General features: G+C 48.4%; 25 protein-coding genes and 1 riboswitch. Of the genes, 11 read left to right on the top strand and 14 right to left on the bottom strand.

From position 1 onward, the window contains the following. Positions 1-4: 4 nt before the first annotated feature. Positions 5-298 carry a hypothetical protein gene (locus G9F48_RS00995; protein ID WP_003155144.1) on the top strand — a complete coding sequence of 98 codons (294 nt, stop codon included), beginning with the start codon at positions 5-7 and terminating at the stop codon, positions 296-298. A 43-nt stretch (positions 299-341) separates the two neighbouring features. Here G9F48_RS00995 and G9F48_RS01000 read toward each other — a convergent pair whose 3' ends face one another. The 7 genes from G9F48_RS01000 to G9F48_RS01030 all read right to left on the bottom strand — a co-directional run bounded on the left by G9F48_RS01000 (position 342) and on the right by G9F48_RS01030 (position 2,691). After that, positions 342-560: a spore germination protein gene (locus tag G9F48_RS01000; protein WP_003155143.1), complete on the bottom strand. Its 219-nt coding sequence runs from the start codon at positions 558-560 to the stop codon at positions 342-344. A 39-nt stretch (positions 561-599) separates the two neighbouring features. Continuing rightward, on the bottom strand, positions 600-995 hold the full coding sequence (locus G9F48_RS01005; protein ID WP_003155142.1) for a spore germination protein GerPE: 396 nt from the start codon (positions 993-995) through the stop codon (positions 600-602). Further along, positions 995-1,171 (bottom strand): hypothetical protein, encoded by a 177-nt coding sequence (locus G9F48_RS01010; RefSeq protein ID WP_003155141.1) that lies wholly within the window; start codon positions 1,169-1,171, stop codon positions 995-997. The genes G9F48_RS01005 and G9F48_RS01010 overlap by 1 nt, the downstream gene beginning before the upstream one ends. Then, a complete protein-coding gene (gene gerPC, locus G9F48_RS01015) occupies positions 1,168-1,785 on the bottom strand; it encodes a spore germination protein GerPC (RefSeq protein ID WP_003155139.1) in 618 nt (205 codons plus the stop codon). Before gerPC ends, G9F48_RS01010 begins: the two co-directional genes overlap by 4 nt. Before the next feature lie 35 nt (positions 1,786-1,820). Continuing rightward, positions 1,821-2,057, bottom strand: a complete 237-nt coding sequence (locus tag G9F48_RS01020; RefSeq protein WP_003155138.1) for a spore germination protein GerPB — start codon at positions 2,055-2,057, stop codon at positions 1,821-1,823. Between the two features lie 12 nt (positions 2,058-2,069). Then, a complete protein-coding gene (locus G9F48_RS01025; protein ID WP_003155135.1) occupies positions 2,070-2,291 on the bottom strand; it encodes a spore germination protein in 222 nt (73 codons plus the stop codon). A 190-nt stretch (positions 2,292-2,481) separates the two neighbouring features. Next, positions 2,482-2,691: an aspartyl-phosphate phosphatase Spo0E family protein gene (locus tag G9F48_RS01030; protein WP_165408884.1), complete on the bottom strand. Its 210-nt coding sequence runs from the start codon at positions 2,689-2,691 to the stop codon at positions 2,482-2,484. Between the two features lie 215 nt (positions 2,692-2,906). Between G9F48_RS01030 and G9F48_RS01035 the strand changes: the two genes are divergently transcribed. Beyond that, positions 2,907-3,812, top strand: coding sequence for a fumarylacetoacetate hydrolase family protein (locus tag G9F48_RS01035; protein WP_014417375.1), 906 nt, complete (start codon positions 2,907-2,909; stop codon positions 3,810-3,812). 93 nt (positions 3,813-3,905) lie between these two features. After that, positions 3,906-4,262, top strand: a complete 357-nt coding sequence (locus G9F48_RS01040) for a YisL family protein (RefSeq protein WP_003155128.1) — start codon at positions 3,906-3,908, stop codon at positions 4,260-4,262. Between the two features lie 242 nt (positions 4,263-4,504). Here the strand turns inward: G9F48_RS01040 and G9F48_RS01045 are convergent, their stop codons facing one another. Continuing rightward, positions 4,505-5,047: a DUF2777 family protein gene (locus G9F48_RS01045; RefSeq protein ID WP_165408885.1), complete on the bottom strand. Its 543-nt coding sequence runs from the start codon at positions 5,045-5,047 to the stop codon at positions 4,505-4,507. Between the two features lie 175 nt (positions 5,048-5,222). On the opposite strand from G9F48_RS01045, the gene asnB reads away from it, so the two are divergent. Next, positions 5,223-7,064 carry an asparagine synthase (glutamine-hydrolyzing) gene (asnB, locus tag G9F48_RS01050; RefSeq protein WP_165408886.1) on the top strand — a complete coding sequence of 614 codons (1,842 nt, stop codon included), beginning with the start codon at positions 5,223-5,225 and terminating at the stop codon, positions 7,062-7,064. Positions 7,065-7,149: 85 nt separating this feature from the next. Further along, positions 7,150-7,890: a squalene/phytoene synthase family protein gene (locus G9F48_RS01055; protein ID WP_165408887.1), complete on the top strand. Its 741-nt coding sequence runs from the start codon at positions 7,150-7,152 to the stop codon at positions 7,888-7,890. Between the two features lie 35 nt (positions 7,891-7,925). Here the strand turns inward: G9F48_RS01055 and G9F48_RS01060 are convergent, their stop codons facing one another. After that, on the bottom strand, positions 7,926-9,293 hold the full coding sequence (locus G9F48_RS01060; protein WP_165408888.1) for an MATE family efflux transporter: 1,368 nt from the start codon (positions 9,291-9,293) through the stop codon (positions 7,926-7,928). 122 nt (positions 9,294-9,415) lie between these two features. On the opposite strand from G9F48_RS01060, the gene G9F48_RS01065 reads away from it, so the two are divergent. From G9F48_RS01065 to iolG, 3 genes are all read left to right on the top strand, one after another. Continuing rightward, complete coding sequence (locus G9F48_RS01065) at positions 9,416-10,279, top strand: AraC family transcriptional regulator (protein WP_165408889.1); 864 nt, start codon at positions 9,416-9,418, stop codon at positions 10,277-10,279. Between the two features lie 35 nt (positions 10,280-10,314). Further along, entirely contained in the window at positions 10,315-11,340 is a 1,026-nt protein-coding gene (locus tag G9F48_RS01070) for a LacI family DNA-binding transcriptional regulator (protein ID WP_165408890.1), read from the top strand. Between the two features lie 225 nt (positions 11,341-11,565). After that, positions 11,566-12,597, top strand: coding sequence for an inositol 2-dehydrogenase (iolG, locus tag G9F48_RS01075; RefSeq protein WP_156735216.1), 1,032 nt, complete (start codon positions 11,566-11,568; stop codon positions 12,595-12,597). A 45-nt stretch (positions 12,598-12,642) separates the two neighbouring features. On the opposite strand, the gene G9F48_RS01080 is transcribed toward iolG, so the two are convergent. From G9F48_RS01080 to G9F48_RS01100, 5 genes are all read right to left on the bottom strand, one after another. Then, entirely contained in the window at positions 12,643-13,137 is a 495-nt protein-coding gene (locus G9F48_RS01080; RefSeq protein ID WP_165408891.1) for a DinB family protein, read from the bottom strand. A gap of 172 nt (positions 13,138-13,309) precedes the next feature. Beyond that, positions 13,310-13,936: a pentapeptide repeat-containing protein gene (locus G9F48_RS01085; RefSeq protein WP_128974051.1), complete on the bottom strand. Its 627-nt coding sequence runs from the start codon at positions 13,934-13,936 to the stop codon at positions 13,310-13,312. Between the two features lie 198 nt (positions 13,937-14,134). After that, positions 14,135-14,575 (bottom strand): GNAT family N-acetyltransferase, encoded by a 441-nt coding sequence (locus G9F48_RS01090; protein ID WP_007409151.1) that lies wholly within the window; start codon positions 14,573-14,575, stop codon positions 14,135-14,137. A gap of 81 nt (positions 14,576-14,656) precedes the next feature. Next, a complete protein-coding gene (locus G9F48_RS01095; RefSeq protein WP_165408892.1) occupies positions 14,657-16,498 on the bottom strand; it encodes a bifunctional homocysteine S-methyltransferase/methylenetetrahydrofolate reductase in 1,842 nt (613 codons plus the stop codon). Positions 16,499-16,587: 89 nt separating this feature from the next. Then, positions 16,588-16,710, bottom strand: a riboswitch (SAM riboswitch). A gap of 100 nt (positions 16,711-16,810) precedes the next feature. Further along, entirely contained in the window at positions 16,811-17,302 is a 492-nt protein-coding gene (locus G9F48_RS01100) for a YajQ family cyclic di-GMP-binding protein (protein ID WP_012117263.1), read from the bottom strand. A gap of 99 nt (positions 17,303-17,401) precedes the next feature. On the opposite strand from G9F48_RS01100, the gene G9F48_RS01105 reads away from it, so the two are divergent. The 3 genes from G9F48_RS01105 (at position 17,402) to G9F48_RS20010 (ending at position 19,752) form a co-directional block, all read left to right on the top strand. Then, the gene (locus tag G9F48_RS01105; RefSeq protein WP_169539338.1) at positions 17,402-18,298 is read left to right on the top strand and encodes a CvfB family protein; all 897 of its coding nucleotides are present in this window, start codon (positions 17,402-17,404) and stop codon (positions 18,296-18,298) included. 171 nt (positions 18,299-18,469) lie between these two features. Next, a complete protein-coding gene (locus G9F48_RS01110) occupies positions 18,470-19,447 on the top strand; it encodes a BMP family lipoprotein (RefSeq protein ID WP_165408893.1) in 978 nt (325 codons plus the stop codon). Then, on the top strand, positions 19,444-19,752 hold the full coding sequence (locus G9F48_RS20010; RefSeq protein ID WP_446697964.1) for a hypothetical protein: 309 nt from the start codon (positions 19,444-19,446) through the stop codon (positions 19,750-19,752). The genes G9F48_RS01110 and G9F48_RS20010 overlap by 4 nt, the downstream gene beginning before the upstream one ends. Positions 19,753-19,990 lie beyond the last annotated feature (238 nt).

Consider the following 19,990-nt stretch of genomic DNA (forward strand, 5'->3'; position numbering starts at 1 on the left):
AATTATGGCCGATTCTGCCGAGGGCACATGTGAATTATGCGGCCGCCATCATGTGCGGCTGACGGAGCACCACTTAACGCCTAAGGAAGAAGGCGGGACATTCCTTCCGACCGCAATGCTCTGCATCCCTTGTCATAAACAGGTTCACGCGCTCTATACGAATCAGGAGCTTGCGGCAAGACTCGCGGGAATAGAAGAGCTGCGGCGTGACCCGAAACTCGCGCGGTTTGTGAAATGGATCAGAAAACAGCCGCCGGAAAAGCTTGTAAAAACAAAAAAAGCAAATGAACGAAAATAACGCTGAACCAAAAGCAGCCCTCTTCTGAAAGAGCGGCTGCTTTTTAGGCGTTTCCGACCACATTTTGATCGCTGACATCGGGGTCTATATAGTTTGTCGCATTGACAACGTTGTTTAATAACAGGAAATCTCCGGTATTGCCTGCTCCCGAACCGAGCGCAGATTTAGAAGAGCTTTTTGGAGAAAGGTAAAAGGAATCACCAAAGTTTACGACTCCGCCCGATATGGAATTGATAGCTATAGGTCCGGTAATTGCTGGCATAAACGACACCCTTTATAGAAGTCTCACCGTCATTATATGTCAGGGCTGCTGTGATTGTGAGCTTGGCGTGAAGATCTGCCTAATATGTTTCAGCCGCGAATCTCCCAGAACGACCGACGTCGATCCGATTTGAACCACGGACGCTGACGATACCCCTTGAACTTTCACATTTCTTACCCGAATTGAAGGGTTTTCATGGCAGAATGCGCTTTGGACTCCTGTTTCCGGTAACGGCATGACGGCCGGCTGCCGAAAGATCTGGTATTCTTTTTTGTTAAATGAGCCTTCATCATCTCTGTATACAGCAAGACTGCGCTGATCGGCCAATACTTTGATCCGCATATTGATTTCATTCGTATCGCCTGCTTGAAAGACACTCGCAATCCCGACTGAATTGATTTTGGCGTTCCGGAGGCGTGAAATGCGCTTTAACATTATTCCGGCGCCAGCGGCACATAAGGCCCGATAATAAGAGATTCCGGAGGCGTATCAAAGATGGAAGACAGATAGACGGAATCGGTGTCGCCGATTAATAATAAGGAAGAACTGGATACACCGGTAGACCGGATGTCGCCGACTTCAATATTCCGGTTAATCACTGTAAAAATCATGACGGATCATCACCTTTCATTTCACCAGGTATGTGTTTAATAAAGTGCTCGACGGCCCTGACAATATCACGTTTTACATGTTCGGCAATCTGCTCGGCATATTGCGCGGGCGCCGTATTTTCTTCTTTCGGGACATGGGACAGATAATACTGAATCCGGCTGTCCATCTGCTTTCTGATATCTTCAATAATATGATATTTGTTCGTTTCGTCCAGCCTGCTCTCATACTGAGTTTCGAGCTGCTCTAAAAGCGCGGGGATTTCTTCATTCAGGTACATATCGACGTTTTGACGGATTTGCTGCATTTGCTGGCCCGCCTGTTCCTGCTGCATCATTCCGACCTGCGGAGATGTCTGGCCGACTTCGAAGTTTTGCACGGCATTCGGATCTGTCGGATTCAATCCGATATTCAGTGTTCCTTCCAGCCGTTCAATTTTCAGCTGATCAAATTTATACTCGAGCCGATCGATTCTTGTAGAAGGCTGCTGCTTCAGCGTTGAAATTTCATTTTGGAATTCTTTCAGCTGCCGTTCGAGCTCCTGAATCTGCTGCGCCTGCTGCTGGACGAAAGAATTTAAATTCTGCAGGTAGGATGAAACGGATTGATCATACATGACATTCACCTCGCGTCTCGTTTCCTTCATTAAAACTACCGGCTTGGCGGCTGGAGCGGTACAAATGATGAGGTGCCGGGACCTCCCCCTGTTGTTACAGCCTGCTGCCCCGCGGTGACAGGCGGCGCCGGCTCAACATAACTCCCTGTGTTGTACAGATTGGAAAGAGATTTAATTGAACCGGCGCTTCCGATTTGCAGTATGGAGGAATTGCTGACAGATTCTACACGCATGTAATTGATATGGATCGACTGATTGACGTAAAAATTCATACGGCGCCTCCTTTATGCGTTTCCTGCCATCGGCTGATCGATTACATCATTATCGTACACATTCGTTGAATTCCTGTAATTCGTCAGTGTGAGATTGTCTCCGGTATTGAAGCTGCCCGCTCCGGCAAATGTCTTAACCTCTGCTTTTGGAGAAATGGTGATGCAGTCGCCTATATGAACGACTCCGCTCGTACCGACGGCATTAATTTTAAACGCTCCGACAATTGCGGGCATACGAGCACATCCTTTTCGTGAAGATTTTCATGACTGCACTCCAGGAGCTTATCTGGGCTGCCTGCCTAAAATAGCTTATGACAAATGCACATTTTTGTGAGCGGAAAAAACTTTAGACGTAAAAAACACCGGCGCTTTACGCATGCCGGGTCTTATACATAAATGATACAGATTTATATACATATCACGTTTATGAGAAAGCCTCTTTTCTTTCGCGGCCGTGCTGAATCTGTGCGGCCGGGTTCGTCCCGCTGTCTTTCGTTTGTTGGATGAGCCCGCCCCGGCACCCGTTTAAAAGGCTGTCCAGCTCCTGGCTGCACCTGATGGTCTCCGTCGCATTGATTCCGAATTTTTGCGCTGTCTCGAATAAAGTTAATCTTTTTTCTTCAATTTTGTTCATCGTGTGATCTCCAATTCTCGATTATTTTGGAAAACATAGGATGATAATAGTATAACCCATTTTGGCCAAGAAGGTTTTATTTCGTCAATATGACTAAAAAAGTGACAATTTTTGATACTCTTTTACACTTATTTTCAGCCTGTTTAAAAGAGGGATTTCCCGCCCGGAGGAAGAATACATAAAGGAATGCCATTTAAAAATGATGGGGGATTAACATGAAATTTGCGACAGGGGAACTGAACAGCCGAAAATTTGTCGGTCTGATTATTGATGATGACAAAATCTTAGATCTGCAAAAGGCTGAAAAAAAATTGTTTGAACTTGAGACGATTCCGGGTTCGCTGATCGAGTGCATTCAAAAAGGAGATAAGTTTGTCGCGCATGCCGGACAGCTTGCGGAATGGGCGAAAAAACCGAATGACGAATCGGGTTCATTTATGTATGCGCTGTCTGACGTAAAGCTTTGCGCGCCTATTCCGAGACCTTCAAAGAACGTGATCTGCATCGGGAAAAATTATCGTGATCATGCCGTTGAAATGGGGAGTGAGGCGGATATACCGGAGCATCCCATGGTTTTTACGAAAGCCCCGGCTGCCGTTACAGGACACGGAGAAACAGTGAACAGCCACTTGGATGTAACGGAGCAGCTTGATTATGAAGGGGAGCTTGCGGTAATCATATCAAAAAGCGGATCGCACATCTCCAAAGAACATGCGCTTGATCATATATTCGGCTATACAATTGTAAATGATATCACAGCGCGCGATCTGCAGAAAAAACATAAACAGTTTTTTATCGGCAAAAGCCTCGATACAACATGCCCGATGGGCCCGGTCATTGTACATAAGTCGGCCGTCAGCGATCCGCAAAGCCTGAAAGTTGAAACGCGGGTGAACGGAGAACTGCGCCAATCAGGATCAACGGGTGACATGATATTTCCGATAGCTGAATTAATCGAGACGCTGTCAAAAGGAATGACGCTTGAAGCCGGTGACATTATAGCGACGGGGACGCCGTCCGGTGTCGGAAAAGGATTTAAGCCGCCGAAATTTTTAAAGCCGGGGGACCGTATTGACATTACAATTGAACCGATCGGCACGCTGTCGAACCAAATCGGATAATTGTGTGTCTTTCGCACGATTGATAATGCTCCGAGAGGCTTGTTGTGGTACCATAAGTGAGGCAGATTGATCTGATAGGGGGAATTGAACATAATGACACATTGGCATATTACTTCATGGGTCGTTGCGCTTATCCTGGTGTTTGTCAGCTACGGGCTGTACGGTGCCGGAAAAGCGAAGGGCGCAAAAATTACGCATATGATTCTGCGCTTATTCTACATTATTATTATTCTGACCGGAGCTGAGCTTTTTGTCCGTTTTGCGAATTGGAACGGAGAGTACGCCGGAAAAATGCTGCTCGGCATCATTACCATCGGACTGATGGAAATGCTCGTCATCCGTAAGAAAAAAGGCAAATCAACCGGCGGACTGTGGATCGGTTTTATTATCGTGCTCGTCCTGACGGTGCTGCTCGGCCTTCACTTGCCGATCGGTTTTCACGTATTTTAATCAATCGCTTGAAAAACCCGGATGCATCCGGGTTTTTTTTAGTTGCGCAACTGTGCCGCTGAATGAGAAATACCGTGTTGATGAGGCGAAGGAGATGTGCAGGATGCCAAAAGCGTCAATCACTCTTGTTGCCGCAAAAGCTGCGGCTGTGATGGGTAAAAGCAAACGCCGGCCGTCAATCAGCGTGAAAAACAAAGCTGAATACATCAGGCGGCACCTATTTAAAAGGTGCCGCCTGTTTGTTACGCGGTGCCGTCTTGTTTTGCCGCAGAATACATAATGGAGCGCCGCCCGTCAGATGCCGTCCATTCAAATCTGTCGTGTTTACCCGAGCTGCCGCGGTGATGCTGCAGGGCGCATTGTGCGTCATCCGCCGAGAAGTGATAAAACGAAACGCCTTCACCGGAAAACAGCGCCTGATTGTAGGAAAATACACAATCATATACAGACAGGCCGAACCCGTGCAGATGGCTGAGAAACAGCAGAAACGTTTCATCGTCCAGCGAATCGAGCAAGGTTAACAGCGGCCGTTTGACCGCTTTTTCATAACGGATTTCTTCCCCGCCGAGCAGGGGGATGATGTCTGCGCCGATTTCGGCCGAACCGCCGCAAATCCGTGCCGGCTGCCATCGGCCGTCGCGTTTCAACAATACGGCTGCGTTTCCTAGACTGTCTGCAAGCAGGATATCGCCTTCATCGTTTTCGACGAGGCAGATGCCGTCCTCTATCATCAGTGTGCCGCGCCCCCATTTGTTTTTTTCTGAGAAAAGCTGTTTTCGTTTCATAACCGTGCCGGTCTCCTTTGTTTGTTTCTTCTCTTCCGTTCTTTCCAAATCGGGCTTGTCTCATACAACTCTTAGTGGGACAAATCAACTATCTGCGTTTCTTTGCATAAACTGGGTAAAGTGCTGATAGAAACGAATTTGATACCGACAGAAACGGGATTGGAGCTGATATCACATGTGTGGAATTGCGGGTTGGGTCGATTTTCAAAAGCAGCTCGTCCAAGAGAAACATATTATGAACAATATGATAGACACTCTTTCAAAACGAGGGCCTGATGATTCAAACGTCTGGGGAGAGCCCCATGTTTTATTCGGACATAAAAGACTTTCGGTCGTTGACATTGAAGGCGGCCGCCAGCCGATGGCCTGCACGCATCAAGAGGAAACGTACACCATCATTTATAATGGCGAGCTGTATAACACGGAGGAATTGCGGAAGGAGCTTCAGGCGAGGGGCCACCGTTTTGAGAGGACCTCTGATACAGAAGTGCTGCTGCACAGCTATATTGAGTGGCGGGAGGAGTGCGTGGACCGCTTGAACGGTATTTTCGCTTTTGCCATCTGGGATGAAAAGCGCAAGCGGCTGTTCGGGGCAAGAGACCGGCTCGGCGTCAAACCGTTTTTTTATAAAGAACACGGCTCTTCCTTTCTGTTTGGGTCGGAATTGAAAGCCATCCTTGCTCATCCTGATGTGAAAGCCCGCACAGACAGCGGCGGACTTGCGGAAGTATTCGGACTCGGGCCGTCCAGAACTCCGGGCTGCGGGGTGTTTAAAGGAATTTACGAGGTGCGTCCCGCTCATGCGTTCACTTTCTCAAAGGACGGTTTGTCCATATGGCGTTATTGGAATGTAAAGAGCGAAAAGCATACAGACAGCTTCGATGAAACCGCCGCTCACATTCGGTACTTATTTCAGGATGCAGTGACACGCCAGCTCGTATCTGACGTGCCGGTTTGCACGTTTTTATCAGGGGGGCTTGATTCGAGCGCGATAACCGCGATAGCCGCCGCTCATTTTGAGAAACAAGGAAGAGATCCCCTTCATACTTATTCAATTGATTATGAGGAGAACAGCAAATTTTTTAAAGCGAGCGCCTTTCAGCCGAATGATGACGGCCCGTGGATCGATAAAATGACAAATGCATTCGGCACACAGCATCATAAGTGCGTGATTACGCAGGATCAGCTGGTTGAACATCTGGAGGAATCTGTTCTCGTCAGAGACCTGCCGGGCATGGCTGATGTTGATTCATCGCTATTATGGTTCTGCCGGGAAATTAAAAAAGATTTTGTCGTGAGTCTTTCCGGAGAATGCGCGGACGAAATTTTCGGCGGATATCCGTGGTTTCACACCGCGGCAGAAGAAGACGGATTTCCTTGGATGAGGTCGACTGAGGAGAGGGTCACGCTCTTGGATGAAAAGTGGCAAAAACGGCTGAATCTTAGAGAATACGTGAATGCGAGATATGAAGAAACCATTGCGGAAACGCCGCTGTTAGACGGTGAGACGGGAACAGATAAAGCGAGACGGCAGCTGTTCTACTTAAATATGCTTTGGTTTATGACAAATCTGCTCGACCGCAAAGACCGCATGAGCATGGGCGCAAGTCTTGAAGTACGGGTGCCGTTCGCCGACCACAGACTTGTGGAATACGTTTGGAATATTCCTTGGGAAATGAAAATGCATGGCAGCCGGGAAAAAGGCATTTTGCGGAAAGCGCTTGAAGGACTGCTTCCTGAAGATATTTTGTACCGCAAAAAAAGCCCTTATCCGAAAACGCATCACCCGAAATACACGCAGGGGGTCACAGAATGGCTGAAAACGATTTTGCAACAGAAAGATTCCGTGCTTCACACCCTGCTTGACAGAAAGAAGCTGGAAATGCTGCTGGAGACAGAAGGTTCATCTTTTCAGGTGCCGTGGTTCGGCCAGCTGATGAAAGGCCCGCAGCTGATCGCCCATCTTGCCCAGATCCATACATGGTTTGAGGCGTACCGTATCGATATAGAAGAATAACAGTGCCGCGACCGGTTTCCGCTGAAGGATATCGGTCTTTTTATTGTGAAACATATGGTACACTAAAAAACAGAGGAGTGATACCATGACCGAATACGAAACATGCGCCCAGCTTGCCGAGGCGCACTTTCCTTTATATAAACGGACTTTCTCATCCCTGCCGCCAAAAAACAGGCGGGCCGCATGGGCGGTGCTTGCTTTGTTTCACGAAGCTGATCGGCTTGATGTGCAGGAACTTGGGGGATTTGAACAGGCGGCACAAGACTTTCTGAACGGGGCACGCGCCGACGGCTTTTTGTGGGAGGCGCTCACCGATGTGCGGCAGCAATTTGCGCTTGAAGAAGAGCCGTTGCGTGAGTTTATCGCCGGCCACATCTCTGACAGAGAAAAAGTAACGTATCAAGAGTTTGATGACCTGCTGATGTACGCGGGCCAAACAGGCGGAGCCCTCGGCCTGCTTCTGCTTCCGGTTTGCGCGCGCCGGAACCAAGAGAAACTCCGCCATGCAGCCGTTTCATTAGGAGCAGCCATTCAGCTGACCCGGGTGCTTCTGGGGGTCCATACGGATGAGCGGTCGAAAAAGCGTCTCCCGCGCCAGGTGATGATGCAATTCGGCTATACGGAAGAAGAGCTGGAGAGCCGTACTGTCAACAAAGCTTTTATGAATGTATGGGAGTACATCGCATTCGAGGCTGAGGCGTATTTCGAGGAGGCGTCTGAAGAGCTGGAGCTGTTTCCGTTATACTCAAGGCCCGCCGTTACCGGTTTGCTGGCACATTACCGGTCAGAGCTCGGAGACATGAGAAAACGGCTTTCGCAAGCATAAAAAAACGCCCGGCTTCTTAACGAAGCTCCGGGCGTTTATGCAATCCCTTTTTGAATCCAAATCCGCGACCGCCATCTTCTGTACATAAGAATGCCTCTGACCCATTCATCCGCGATAAATGAAATCCAGATGCCCATAAGCCCCAATCCGAAATGGATGCCGAACAGATAAGCGAGAGGCAGTCCGATACCCCACATGGAAATCATCGCCATGTAGACGGGGAATTTTGCATCTCCGGCAGCCCGCAGCGAGTTGATGATAATGACATTAAATGAACGGCCGGGCTCAAGAATGATCGTCATGGCGATCAGCATGCTCGCCGTCGCAATAATGTCAGGGCTGCTTGTGAAGATTCCGATCAGCTGCTTTGAAAACAAGGTCATGATCACGGATGTCAAAGCGGCAATGCCAAGCGCCCAGTACAGACTTTTCATGCAGCGGTCATAAGCGTCGTCAAACCGTTTGGCGCCGATATATCTGCCGATCAAAATCTGTGTGCCCTGGCTGATCGCCGTTCCGAACAGCAGGATAAACATGGTGATGTTTTGTGTATAAACCTTTGTTGTAAGCGCCTGAGCGCCCATAATGGCGATAAAATAAGTGACAACCATTTGTGAAATGTTGTAAGACAGCTGTTCGCCGGCAGACGGAATCCCGATTTTCAGGAGTTTCCGCAAGTGCTCTTTATGGACGTGAAAAATCTTTTGCCATGTCAGACCGAGTCCGATGCGTTTTTTGACGATCACAATCATCGCGATCAGCCCGATGATCCGCGCAAAGGACGTTGACATCGCAACACCGGCGACGCCTAACACCGGAAGGCCGAGCGGCCCGAAAATGACAAGAAAGTTTCCGGCAATATTTAAAATATTCATCCCGATTGTAACGAACATCGTATCCTTCGTATGACCGTAGCTTTTTAAAATGGCGCTGAACGTCATAATCAAAGCCTGAATGAAGGACAGCCCGCCGACCACCTGCAAAAAGACTTTGGCATCCGGCATCAATCCATTGGAAAGACCCATCACATGAAGCAGCGGAACGGCCGCAAAAAATATGGCGGCGCTGATGGCGAGACTGATGACAAAGTTCGCTCCTATTGATACATAAGCCACTTCCTGCGCCTCTTTTTTCTGTTTAGATCCTAAAAACTGTGAAATCACAATTGTCGTACCCGTTGCGATAAAGCTGAACATCACGATAATTAAATTTAAAATCTGATTGCTGACACCCACGGCCGCCACACTGTTGTCAGAGTATTGGCTAAGCATAAGAGTGTCGGCGTTTCCCATAAACATATATAATGAAACCTCAATAAATATCGGCCAAGTCAGCGCGTATAATGAGAGTTTGTGATCAGAGGATTGTTTGAATGCAGCCCGTTTTAAAATCGCTTGTTTCATTTCTTTTAACCCCTTTCCTGAAAAAATCAACGTTTAAAAGTGTACCTCCATTTTCTTATAATAAAAAGGGAGAGAAACGAAACTTCTTGCAAAAATCCGACTTAAAAAGGAGGGCCGGAAATATGTCCTTTCTCGAGTTCACAGTCCCTCCGTTCCCGGCCTTTATCGCTGCGGGAGAAGGAGTGTTCAAAAAAGGCGAAACCCATGTGAGACGGGTCTTCCCGGTGTTTGATCTGCTGTATGTGAAAGAAGGCGTCCTCTACATTACAGAAGACGAAAACGCCTTTTCCGTTGAAGCGGGAGAATATATTCTGCTTTCTCCCGGGCTTGAACATTACGGAACAAAAGGCAGTGAAGAAACGACATCTTATTCGTGGCTTCATTTTGAAGGAGCGGATTATGAGATGACGGAAACAACCGGGAACAACTGGTCGGAGCTGAGGCGAAAAAAAGGGAGCTTTGAAGAGCCGTCCCGCTACCGGCTGTCCCTGCCGCAAAAAGGGAAGGTGAGACGCCCGCAGTTTATGGCCGGGCAATTCAGTGTGCTGACAGATGACAGCGCCGAGAACTCCGACCTGCCGCTAAGAAAGCAGATTCTGTTTGAAGAGCTGCTGCTCCATCTTCAGAAAGAAGCGTTCCAAATCCCGTCCGCAAAGGAAAGAGTCGCATGGGAGGCCGCCCGGTACCTGCAGGAGCACTATCAGGAGAAAACAACCATCAAAGCGCTCTCTTCGGCTCTTCATTACAACCAAGACTACGTGACCCGCTGCATGCAGCAGGTGCTCGGCGTCACGCCCGGCCAGTATACGAACAAAGTCAGAATGACGGAGGCGAAACGTCTTTTGTCCGCAACCAATGACAAAATGGGGGCGATCGCAGACGCCATCGGCATGGAGGACCCAACCTATTTTTCCAAACTGTTTAAACAGATTGAAGGCATTTCGCCGCTTGAATACCGCAAATTTGTAAGCCGGAAAACGGACTGACCTAATACCAGAGAACAGAAGAGGGATCGGTAAGCATGAAAATGACAATTTACGACGTGGCCGAAAAAGCGGGCGTCTCCATCTCGACCGTCTCGCGGGTCATCAACAATACGGGGAGGATCAGTGACAAAACCCGCCGGATGGTGCTCCGTGTCATGGAGGAGATGGACTATCATCCGAATGTTCACGCATCCGCTTTGACGGGCAAAAAGACGAATATGATCGGCCTGATCACCCCGGACATTTCAAACCCGTTTTTCGGGGAACTGGCGAAAAGCATTGAAGACAGCGCCGGTGTACTTGGGTTTCATATCATTATCTGCAGCACCGATTATCAGCCTGAAAAAGAAACGAAGTATTTTTCGATGCTGCGGCAGAAGCAGGCGGACGGCATTATATTCGCGACGGGACTTGATCATGATGACAGCGCCACGGCGCTTGATGATATTGTGAAATCGGGCATCCCGCTTGCGATGATTACGCAGGATAAACCGCTCGCGCCGATGGACGTCGTCATTATCGATGACTTTCTCGGCGGCTATAAGGCGGCTGAGCATCTCATATCTTTAGGCCATGAAAGAATCGCCTGTATCGTCGGAAACGGCTCGACCACGGGTGAAAGAGACAGAATCAAAGGTTTTCAAAAAGCGCTGCGGGAAGCGGGGATGACACTAGATGAATCGCTGATCATACCGACGGAATATTCGCTGGAAAGCGGAAAACAGGCAGCGGGCGAGCTGTTTGACAGAGACCTTCCGACCGCCGTTTTCGCCTTTAATGATGTCTTGTCATGTGCGGCGATACAGGCGGCGCGCTCCCGGGGCATTCGGGTGCCGGAAGACTTGTCCGTCATCGGCTTTGACAATACCATTCTCGCTGAAATGACGGCACCGCCGCTCACGACGATTTCTCAGCCCATCCGCGAAATGGGGAGGCGCGTCGTTGAACTTCTCATTGATGAGATTCAAGGGAAGAAAAAAACAAAAAGCAAAATCATTTTATCTCCGGAACTCGTCATCAGGCATTCTACGGCACCGGTAAAAACGCGCCCTCAGCAATAAGGCGCGTTTTTTTCTGTGAAAAACATTGTCAAACGAGCGAAAAGCATTGTAAAATTAAAACAGCTTTTGAGAAAGCGCTTGCGCAAAGACTGCGGATTGCAAGCAAAGAAAGCCAACAGCTTGAGTTATAAATAAAGCGCTTTCAAAATAATAATTTCTGTTTAATAAGGGAAACCGCTTGCGCCATTGCGGCATGCGGCCTCAAGAAAAAAGGAGCAGTGATAGATGACAGATCAAGTCAGATGTGCGGTGCTGGGATTAGGACGATTAGGGTATTTTCATGCGAAGCATTTAGCCGGCGAAGTGCGGGGAGCCGAACTTGCGGCCGTCTGTGACCCGATGAAGGGGAAGGCGGAAGCGTGTGCGAAAGAATTAGGAATCGCCAAATGGACGGAGAGCCCGTATGAACTGCTGGAAGATCACACGATTGACGCCGTCATCATTGTCACGCCGACAAGCACACATGCGGAAATGATCATGAAGGCTGCTGAAAACGGCAAGCATATCTTTGTTGAAAAGCCGCTCACCCTGAGTCTTGAGGAATCGATTAAAGTCATGAAAAAAATCGAAGAAACGGACGTCATCTGCCAGGTCGGTTTTATGAGGCGGTTTGACCCGGCATACGCCGACGCGAAAAGAAGAATCGACGCCGGGGAAATCGGCAGACCCATTTATTATAAAGGATTTACAAGAGATCAAGGCGCACCGCCCGCGGAATTTATCAAACATAGCGGAGGGCTTTTCATTGACTGCTCGATTCATGATTACGACATCGCAAGATATCTTATGAATGCCGAGGTTACGTCCGTGAGCGGGCACGGGAGGGTTTTAAAGCACCCGTTCATGGAGGAGTGCGGCGATGTCGATCAGGCATTAACGTATCTTGAGTTTGATTCAGGCGCGGCCGGCGATGTGGAGGCAAGCCGAAATTCTCCGTACGGCCATGACATCCGCGCGGAAATTATCGGGACGGCGGGAAGCATTTTAGTCGGCACGCTGCGGAACAGCCATGTCACCATTTTAACGGAGTCAGGCAGCAGCTACGAAATTATTCCGGATTTTCAAGCCCGCTTTAAAGACGCTTACCGTCTGGAGCTTGAGCACTTTGCCGAATGTGTGAAAAAAGGGGAAACGCCGATTGTGACAGACATCGATGCCGCGATTAACTTAGAAATCGGGATCGCCGCGACGGAATCTTTTAAAACCGGAAGGCCTGTAAAGCTTACCCCGGGCGCCCCCAACTATGCCGGATTATGATAGATTCGAAGTGAAAAAGCAAAGGCACGGGAGGCCTTTGCTTTTTTATGATTCGTATGAGAAAAAAATGTAGTCTGTCGGCACGCCTTTATAGCCCATTTGGTGAAGCATCGCGCTTATATTGCCGCGATGGTATGTGCCGTGATTCACTATATGCCGGATCACATCGGCATATGTCGTCCGGAGCGTTCCCATGCGCGGATGAGAAATGGAGATCGGGCCTTCCGTGTTCTCCAAGTCTCTTAAAAATTCGCTGTATTCTTTGTCCAGTTCAGTCATTCTATGTTCAACCGCCTCAAAATCTCCGTCAAGCTTTTCAAATTGATCAAATTGCGAGACGATTTGTTCGTAAGTTTCTCCGTAAAGCACGTGAAGCCAAATGTAATCAGCCCGGCATATATGCACAAGCACGGCGTTCAAAGTCGGAAAAACACTATCCAGTTCCTGCTGTAAGCTTGCCGCGGGCAGGGTCTTCAGATGCTGAATAACTTGCTCATTTGCCCATCTGTGGTAGTGATACAGCTTTAAAATGTCTGACATTCCAATTCCCCCTCTTCCTTCCGGTACATTCAACATGGCCTGGCCGAATTCCTTTTATCGAAACAAAAGCGCCGCAAAATAAAAAGCAGCACCCCACATCACCAATGCCGAGCATTGATTCAGGATGCCGAGGAGCCGGCCGCCTGTATCCGCCGTTTCGTTTAATAAAAGATCACGTCACAATGGCTCCGAGCGCTTCTGCGAATGTAACGGCATGCGCCGGAGAGATGCGGCATCCTTTCAGCTTATCAAGCGAGACATGCAGATGATCAAATGTGCACGTGCTGATATCCATATTAAAAAGAGACGTGCCGATGAAGTTTGCGCCGTTCAAATCACAGACGTCAAGATCTGTGTATTCAAGAACGGAATCATTCCACTCACTTTCTGAAAGGCCGCACGAGTCAAAACGGACATGCTTCATATTGGAATAGCTGAAGGAGCTGTAATTTGCGAGGCAGTCTTCAAACCGTACATGACGCATGGCGGAATCCGCCAGATTCAAGCCGAGAAGTTTTGAATGCTGAAACGCCGTTCTATGGATGATGCTTCCGCTGAAATCAGCGTTTGAGACATCGCATTTGTCAAACAGGACATCCGTACATTCCATATGTCTGAAAGAGACATCCGTAAAAACGATGTTTCTGAAAATGACTTTTTCGGCACGCAGGCCGTCCAGTTTGCCGTTTACGATGCCGTTTTCAATGATGACTTCTTTGAGCTCCTCATCCTGAAGCGCTTCAGTGAAAGAAAGCACCGGCAATTCTTTCGGGATTTTCGGTTTTTGGATCGTATTCATCTCATACTCCCTTTTCTAAACATAATAGCTGAAATCGGCAATTGGCAGATATCGCTTTCTGCCTGCCATCCTTGCTGTTGCGTAATGCACAAAGGGTATTAAAAAAGCGGGAGGGCGTCAATAGTGTCGCATATAAAAGCAGACGTGACATTCAAGGTAATACCCTTAGAGACATGTCCCCAAGGGCTTTTGTCTGTTTCAGGCGAGTTCTTTATACATGATCACATGCGGGCCGATGCCGGGTATGTCAAAGGGGCTGCCAGTGCTTTTCCAGCCGAGCTTCTCGTAATATCCCTTCACGTGACATCTGGCGTTGCACCAGACAAGCGCCGCCCCCATATCTGCCAGTTTCCGTTCCGCATAGGCGATTAACGTGCTTCCCGCTTTTTGCGTCCGGTATTCTTCAAGCGTCGCCATGCCGCGCAGCTGGTAGGCGGGCGCCGCCTGTAAAGCCTGCTGGTTCTGCGGGTAGAAAGAAGCGATGCTGATCAATGTCCCGTCGTAAAAACCTCCGAGATGAAATGCTCCTTTGACGCTGTCCTGATCATATTTACAATCCTCAATCGTCTGATGGGGGCGCAGCACGCTGTGTCTGATCGCGTATGTGTCTTCTGCGGTGATGGGTTTTACTTCAACCATAAAAAATCCTCCTTTGCTTGATTCTTTTTCTGTATCGTACCATGAAAAAGCCGCCTGTCATATCAGGCGGCCTCTTCCGCGTCAATGCAAATATACATCAGCCCGCTTTTCATCCTTTTGCTTAATATAAGCTGCAAGTTCTGATGTCAAATCAGAACGGAGAAACGGGGTGATTAAATAAATTCCGTTAAACAGTTCGCACGCCGTGTCGAGAAGCGACTTGGCGATGGCGAGGCCTTCGGCTTTCTGCTTTTGCTTGTCTTCGCCGGCGAGCGCCATTTTTTCCCGGATGCTGTCTGACAGCTTAATGCCCGGGATCTCATGATGAATGAACTCTGCATTGCGGCTGCTCGTTAACGGCATAATTCCGATATACACAGGTGTTTTGAGGTGTTTCGTTTCATGATGAATGTCAATGAGCTGCTGCTCCGAGTAGACAGGCTGGGACACGAAGTAGTCAGCTCCGCACTCGATTTTTTTCTCCAGCCGTTTTACTGCTTTATCAAGATGGCGGACATTCGGATTAAATGCTCCGGCTACGGAAAAGTTCGTTTTCTTGCCGAGCGGTTTCCCTGATAAAGAAATGCCCTCGTTGAATTGTTTAATCAGCCTGATCAAGTCAAAGGACGTTAAATCATAGACGGAGGTAGCCCCCGGAAAGTCGCCGATTTTTGAAGGATCACCCGTGATGGCTAAAATGTCGGTGAGCCCGAGCGTATCCAGCCCCATTAAATGTGACTGAAGGCCGATGATGTTGCGGTCTCTGCATGTAATGTGAACGAGAGAACGGATATCAAGGCGTTCTTTCAGCAATGAACCGCAGGCGGCATTGCTGATCCGCGGTGTCGCCAATGAATTGTCGGCGAGCGTCAGCGCTTCTATGCCGGTTTCTTTTAATTCAGCCGCCGCTTGCAGAAATTTGTCAAAATTCAATTTTTTTGGCGGATCAAGCTCTACGATAATTGACCGTTTTTGAGCGGCGATTTCGTTTAAACCAGGCTCGGTCCGTTCATTCCGGACGGAGATGACTTCTTCTTCCCGTCTGATTTTCACTTCTTTATCAGTGACGGGAGAAAGTCCGCGGACCGCTTCAGCCATGGCTCTGATATGGTTTGGCGTCGTACCGCAGCAGCCGCCGATAATGCGCGCGCCCTGAGTGCGGAACTGTACGGCGCTCTCCCGGAAATAGGCATCGTCCGTATCATAAACAAGCCGGCCTTCTTCTAAAGACGGAAGGCTGCTGTTCGGATAGACCGATAAATAAGCGTCACGGAAAATCGGCACTTCGGTGAGCGCTTCAATCATGTGGTACGGGCCGAGCCGGCAATTGATTCCCGTTATGTCAGCGCCAAGATCGGCAATTGACCTGAGGGCTTCCCGAAGCGGTGTTCCGTCCTGCAGCACGCCCTGTTCGTGCATGGATACGTTCAGCATAATCGGAAGTTCCGTTTCTTTTCTCGCTATCTTCAGCACTTCGCGCGCCTCTTCTAAATCATAGTATGTTTCCAGGAGCAGACCGTCCGGCTCTTCGTGAAGCAATAAATAAAGCTGCTCCCGAAAGCTGCGTTTAATCTCCTCCAGGCTGTAGGCGTTTTTGTTAAAGGTGCGGATGCCGCCCATTGTTCCAAATACATAAGCGCCGTCTGAGGAAGCGCGCGCGATTCTGACCGCCTCCTGATTGATTTTTTTCGTTTCATCCTCAAGTCCGTATCTTGAGAGCTTAATAAAATTCGCGCCGTACGTATTTGTCTGGATGATGTCTGCCCCGGCTTCGACGTAAGCCTTATGTATCCGCTTGATTTCCTCGGGCTTTGATACGTTCAGTTCCTCAAAACATCTGTCAATGCCGTAGGAATAGAGGAGAGTGCCCATCGCGCCGTCTCCGATTAAAATCCGTTCTTTTAAGTCTTGTAATAGTCCCATTGTTTGCCTCCTTCGTCACATTCAGCAAGGAAAAAAGAGAAATAAAAAAAGTCTTCTTAAGAAGAAGACTTTGTAATCATTTGTCTCTCTTCTTATCTTCCAAGCTGTTTTTAGCTTGCTGGATTTAGCACCTTGGTCATGGTTTGGGTTAAACCATTACACCGGTTGCTGAAGCGTCGTCGGGCCAGTCCCTCGGCTTCTCTTGATAAGAACGTTCATATAATTGTCATGGGTTTCCAAAACTTAACTGTGAAAATCCCTTTCTCCAAATTTACCGAAAATAGAGACAATAATCAATAGGAATCACATAATTTATCTAAAATTAATAAATTGAACGTCAATCGGCAGGTCTGCCCCGCGGACGGCTGCAATAATCTGCTGCAGATCATCTTTATTTTTTCCGGTGACGCGCACTTGGTCGTCCTGAATCTGAGACTTGACCTTCAAGCCGGAGTTTTTAATCACAGCGTTGATTTTTTTGGCGTTGTCTTTATCAATGCCCTGTACAAGCTTCGCGCGCTGGCGCACCGTGCCCCCTGAGGCATTTTCGATTTTGCCGTATTCAATGTTTTTCGTCGGCACGTCCCGTTTGATCAGCTTGCCGCTCAGCACATCTTTGAGCTGATTCAGTTTAAACTCGTCATCAGAAATCAGGACAAGTTCTTCCTTTTCTAAAGTTACATCGCTTTTCGATCCTTTAAAGTCATAGCGCGTGCCGATTTCTTTCAGCGTCATCTGAATCGCATTCTGCACTTCGGGAAATTCAACTTTGGATACAATATCAAAAGAACTTTCTTTTGCCATGAGAAAACCTCCTATAACATTTCACTTATGAGTTGATTATAGTAGAATAAAGAGAAATGTCCAACTGCATAAAGCATGAATTTATGCATATTGGAAAAAATGAGAAAAACATCAGCCCCATACGGGCGAATCAGGAAGGACGATAACATGAGACCAGGGCAGCAGCTCACGCTTAGTATAGATCACCAAACCGATTTCGGTTATTTTTTAACCGACGGCGAGGATACGGTTCTTTTACATAACAGTGAAATTACAGAGGATATTGAAGACAGAGATGAAGTGGACGTATTTATTTACGTCGATCATCAGGAAAGACTCGCGGCGACGATGAAAAAGCCGCTCATCAGCTTTTATGACTACGGATGGGTGGAAGTGACGGACGCTGTGGAGGATATGGGCGTATTCGTCGACGTCGGTCTGTCAAAAGACGCGCTCGTCGCAACGGAGCACCTGCCTCCGTACAAATCCGTCTGGCCGCAAAAAGGCGACAGACTGTATTGCATGCTGAAGGTGACAAGCCGCGGACGCATGTTTGCCAAGCCGGCGCCTGAGGATATCATCAGTGAATTATTTACGGATGCAGAGGAAGACGTCATGAATAAAGACCTGACAGGCACGGTGTACAGACTGATCGCATCAGGCTCTTTTCTGATAACCGATGAAGGCATCCGCGCGTTTATTCACCCTTCAGAAAGAAAAGAAGAGCCTAGACTCGGCAGCCGCGTGACGGGGCGTGTCATCGAGGTGAAGGAAGACGGCTCCGTCAACATGTCCCTGCTGCCGAGAAAGCAGGATGCGCTTTCGGTTGACGCGGAGGAGATTCTGACCTATCTGAGATCAAGAAACGGCGCGATGCCTTACGGAGACAAAAGCGATCCTGACGATATCCGCGAACGGTTTCATTTAAGCAAAGCCGCCTTTAAGCGGGCGCTCGGGCACCTGATGAAAAACGGCAAAGTGTATCAGAAAGACGGCTGGACATACGAAAAACAATAAATTTTCTGCAAAAACATCGGTGAACCAAAACCGGTGTTTTTTATTTTCTCAAAAGCTCCTATATCCCTCATTTGTTTAACATCCTGCCGAACATACATATTTTATTGAAATAAAATATTCTGATATCCGAACCGATATATAACTATAGAAAAAAACAAAAGGAGAGTTTCAATGAGAAAAATGGCGATATTTGCGGCTGTACTGCTGCTTGCGCTCAGCACGGCGGGATGTGCCGGCAAATCCGAGGAGACGGCGGCCGAAAAAACGAAAACAATCGGCATCATGCTGACAGACAACGGCCTCGGCGACCAATCATTTAATGATTCAGGCTTTCAAGGTTTGACGAAAGCAAGAGACGAGCTCGGCATCACATTTGATTACAGAGAAATAAAAGACACCGGTACGTACGAAAAAGGACTGACCCAGCTTGTCCGGGAAGGCAATGATCTTGTTGTGGGGCTCGGTTACAGCATGCAGGCGGATTTAGAAAAGGTCGCCAAAAAATATCCGAAGCAGCGGTTTGTGCTGATTGATTCCGTATCAGACCTGGATAATGTCACCTCCGTCACGTTTAAAGAGGATGAAGGAAGCTTCTTAGCCGGAGCGCTGGCGGCTATGACGAGCAAAACCGGCACGATCGGATTTATCGGCGGTTCAGATGCCGACGTCATTAAACGGTTTAAGAAAGGCTATCTGAAAGGCGCGGAATCAGTCAAACCGAAAATCCGCGTGCTGTCGGAAATCAGCGGTACGTTTGATGATGATAAGCTCGGGAAGCGCATCGCCCAAAACATGATCCGAAAAAAAGCCGATGTCCTGTTTACGGCGGCCGGCTTCACGGGTGTCGGCGCACTGAAAGAAGCGGAGGCGCGAAAAGTATACGCCATCGGTGTTGACAGCGATCAATATTACACCGCTGAGCACGCCGTTATCTCTTCTTTAGTGAAAAACGTCGACCATGTCATCTATGAATTGGCGAAAGATTTAAAAGACAACAAGGAGATCAAAAGCGGTGAGATCGTTTACGGACTGAAGGAAAACGGCATGGACTTAGCCAAGATCAGAGTTGTCAAAAACGCAGGCGGGCTGACGAAAAAGATCACGGATATGAAAAACAGTCTGATTGAAAAAGGAGGCGATCTGAAGTGACATTACGGACAAGGCTGCTCGTTAACGCAGCCGTTACGATGATTTGCTTCGCCGCCGTCATCGGCTTTACCATCGTAAACATGATGAAGATTCAGGCTTCAAATGAAGATGAAGTGGACGCGCTGTTACACGTCCAGGAAGCAAAAGCTGACCTTAATACGTTAAAAGAGAAGCATCACCGGCTATTCCTATACGCTCGCAGACGCCCAGAAAGAAGAGGTACGAAGCTATATGAAAAGCAGCTCAGACAAACTGGCGGCGCTCAAAAAAACGATGACGGACGATGCGGACAAAGCTGCTTATGACAAACTCGCCAAAAAATACGAATCGTGGCAGGCGGAGGCGGACGCTGCTCTTGATTCGAAAAGCCCGGCTGAAGCGACAAGGACGGCGGCCCGCATCAACGGTCTTCTGAATGATATTTATATGCTGAATCTGAAAAGCCGGGATCACTATGAAGACATGCAGAAGCAGACGGCTGACCAGATTCAGTTTATCGTTTACAGCGCAGCCGTGCTGACCATCGTGATACTTGCCGTCACC

Origin of the sequence: Bacillus sp. EKM420B (assembly GCF_011065565.1) — a bacterium.
In the GTDB taxonomy this organism is placed as follows: Bacteria; Bacillota; Bacilli; order Bacillales; family Bacillaceae; genus Bacillus; species Bacillus velezensis.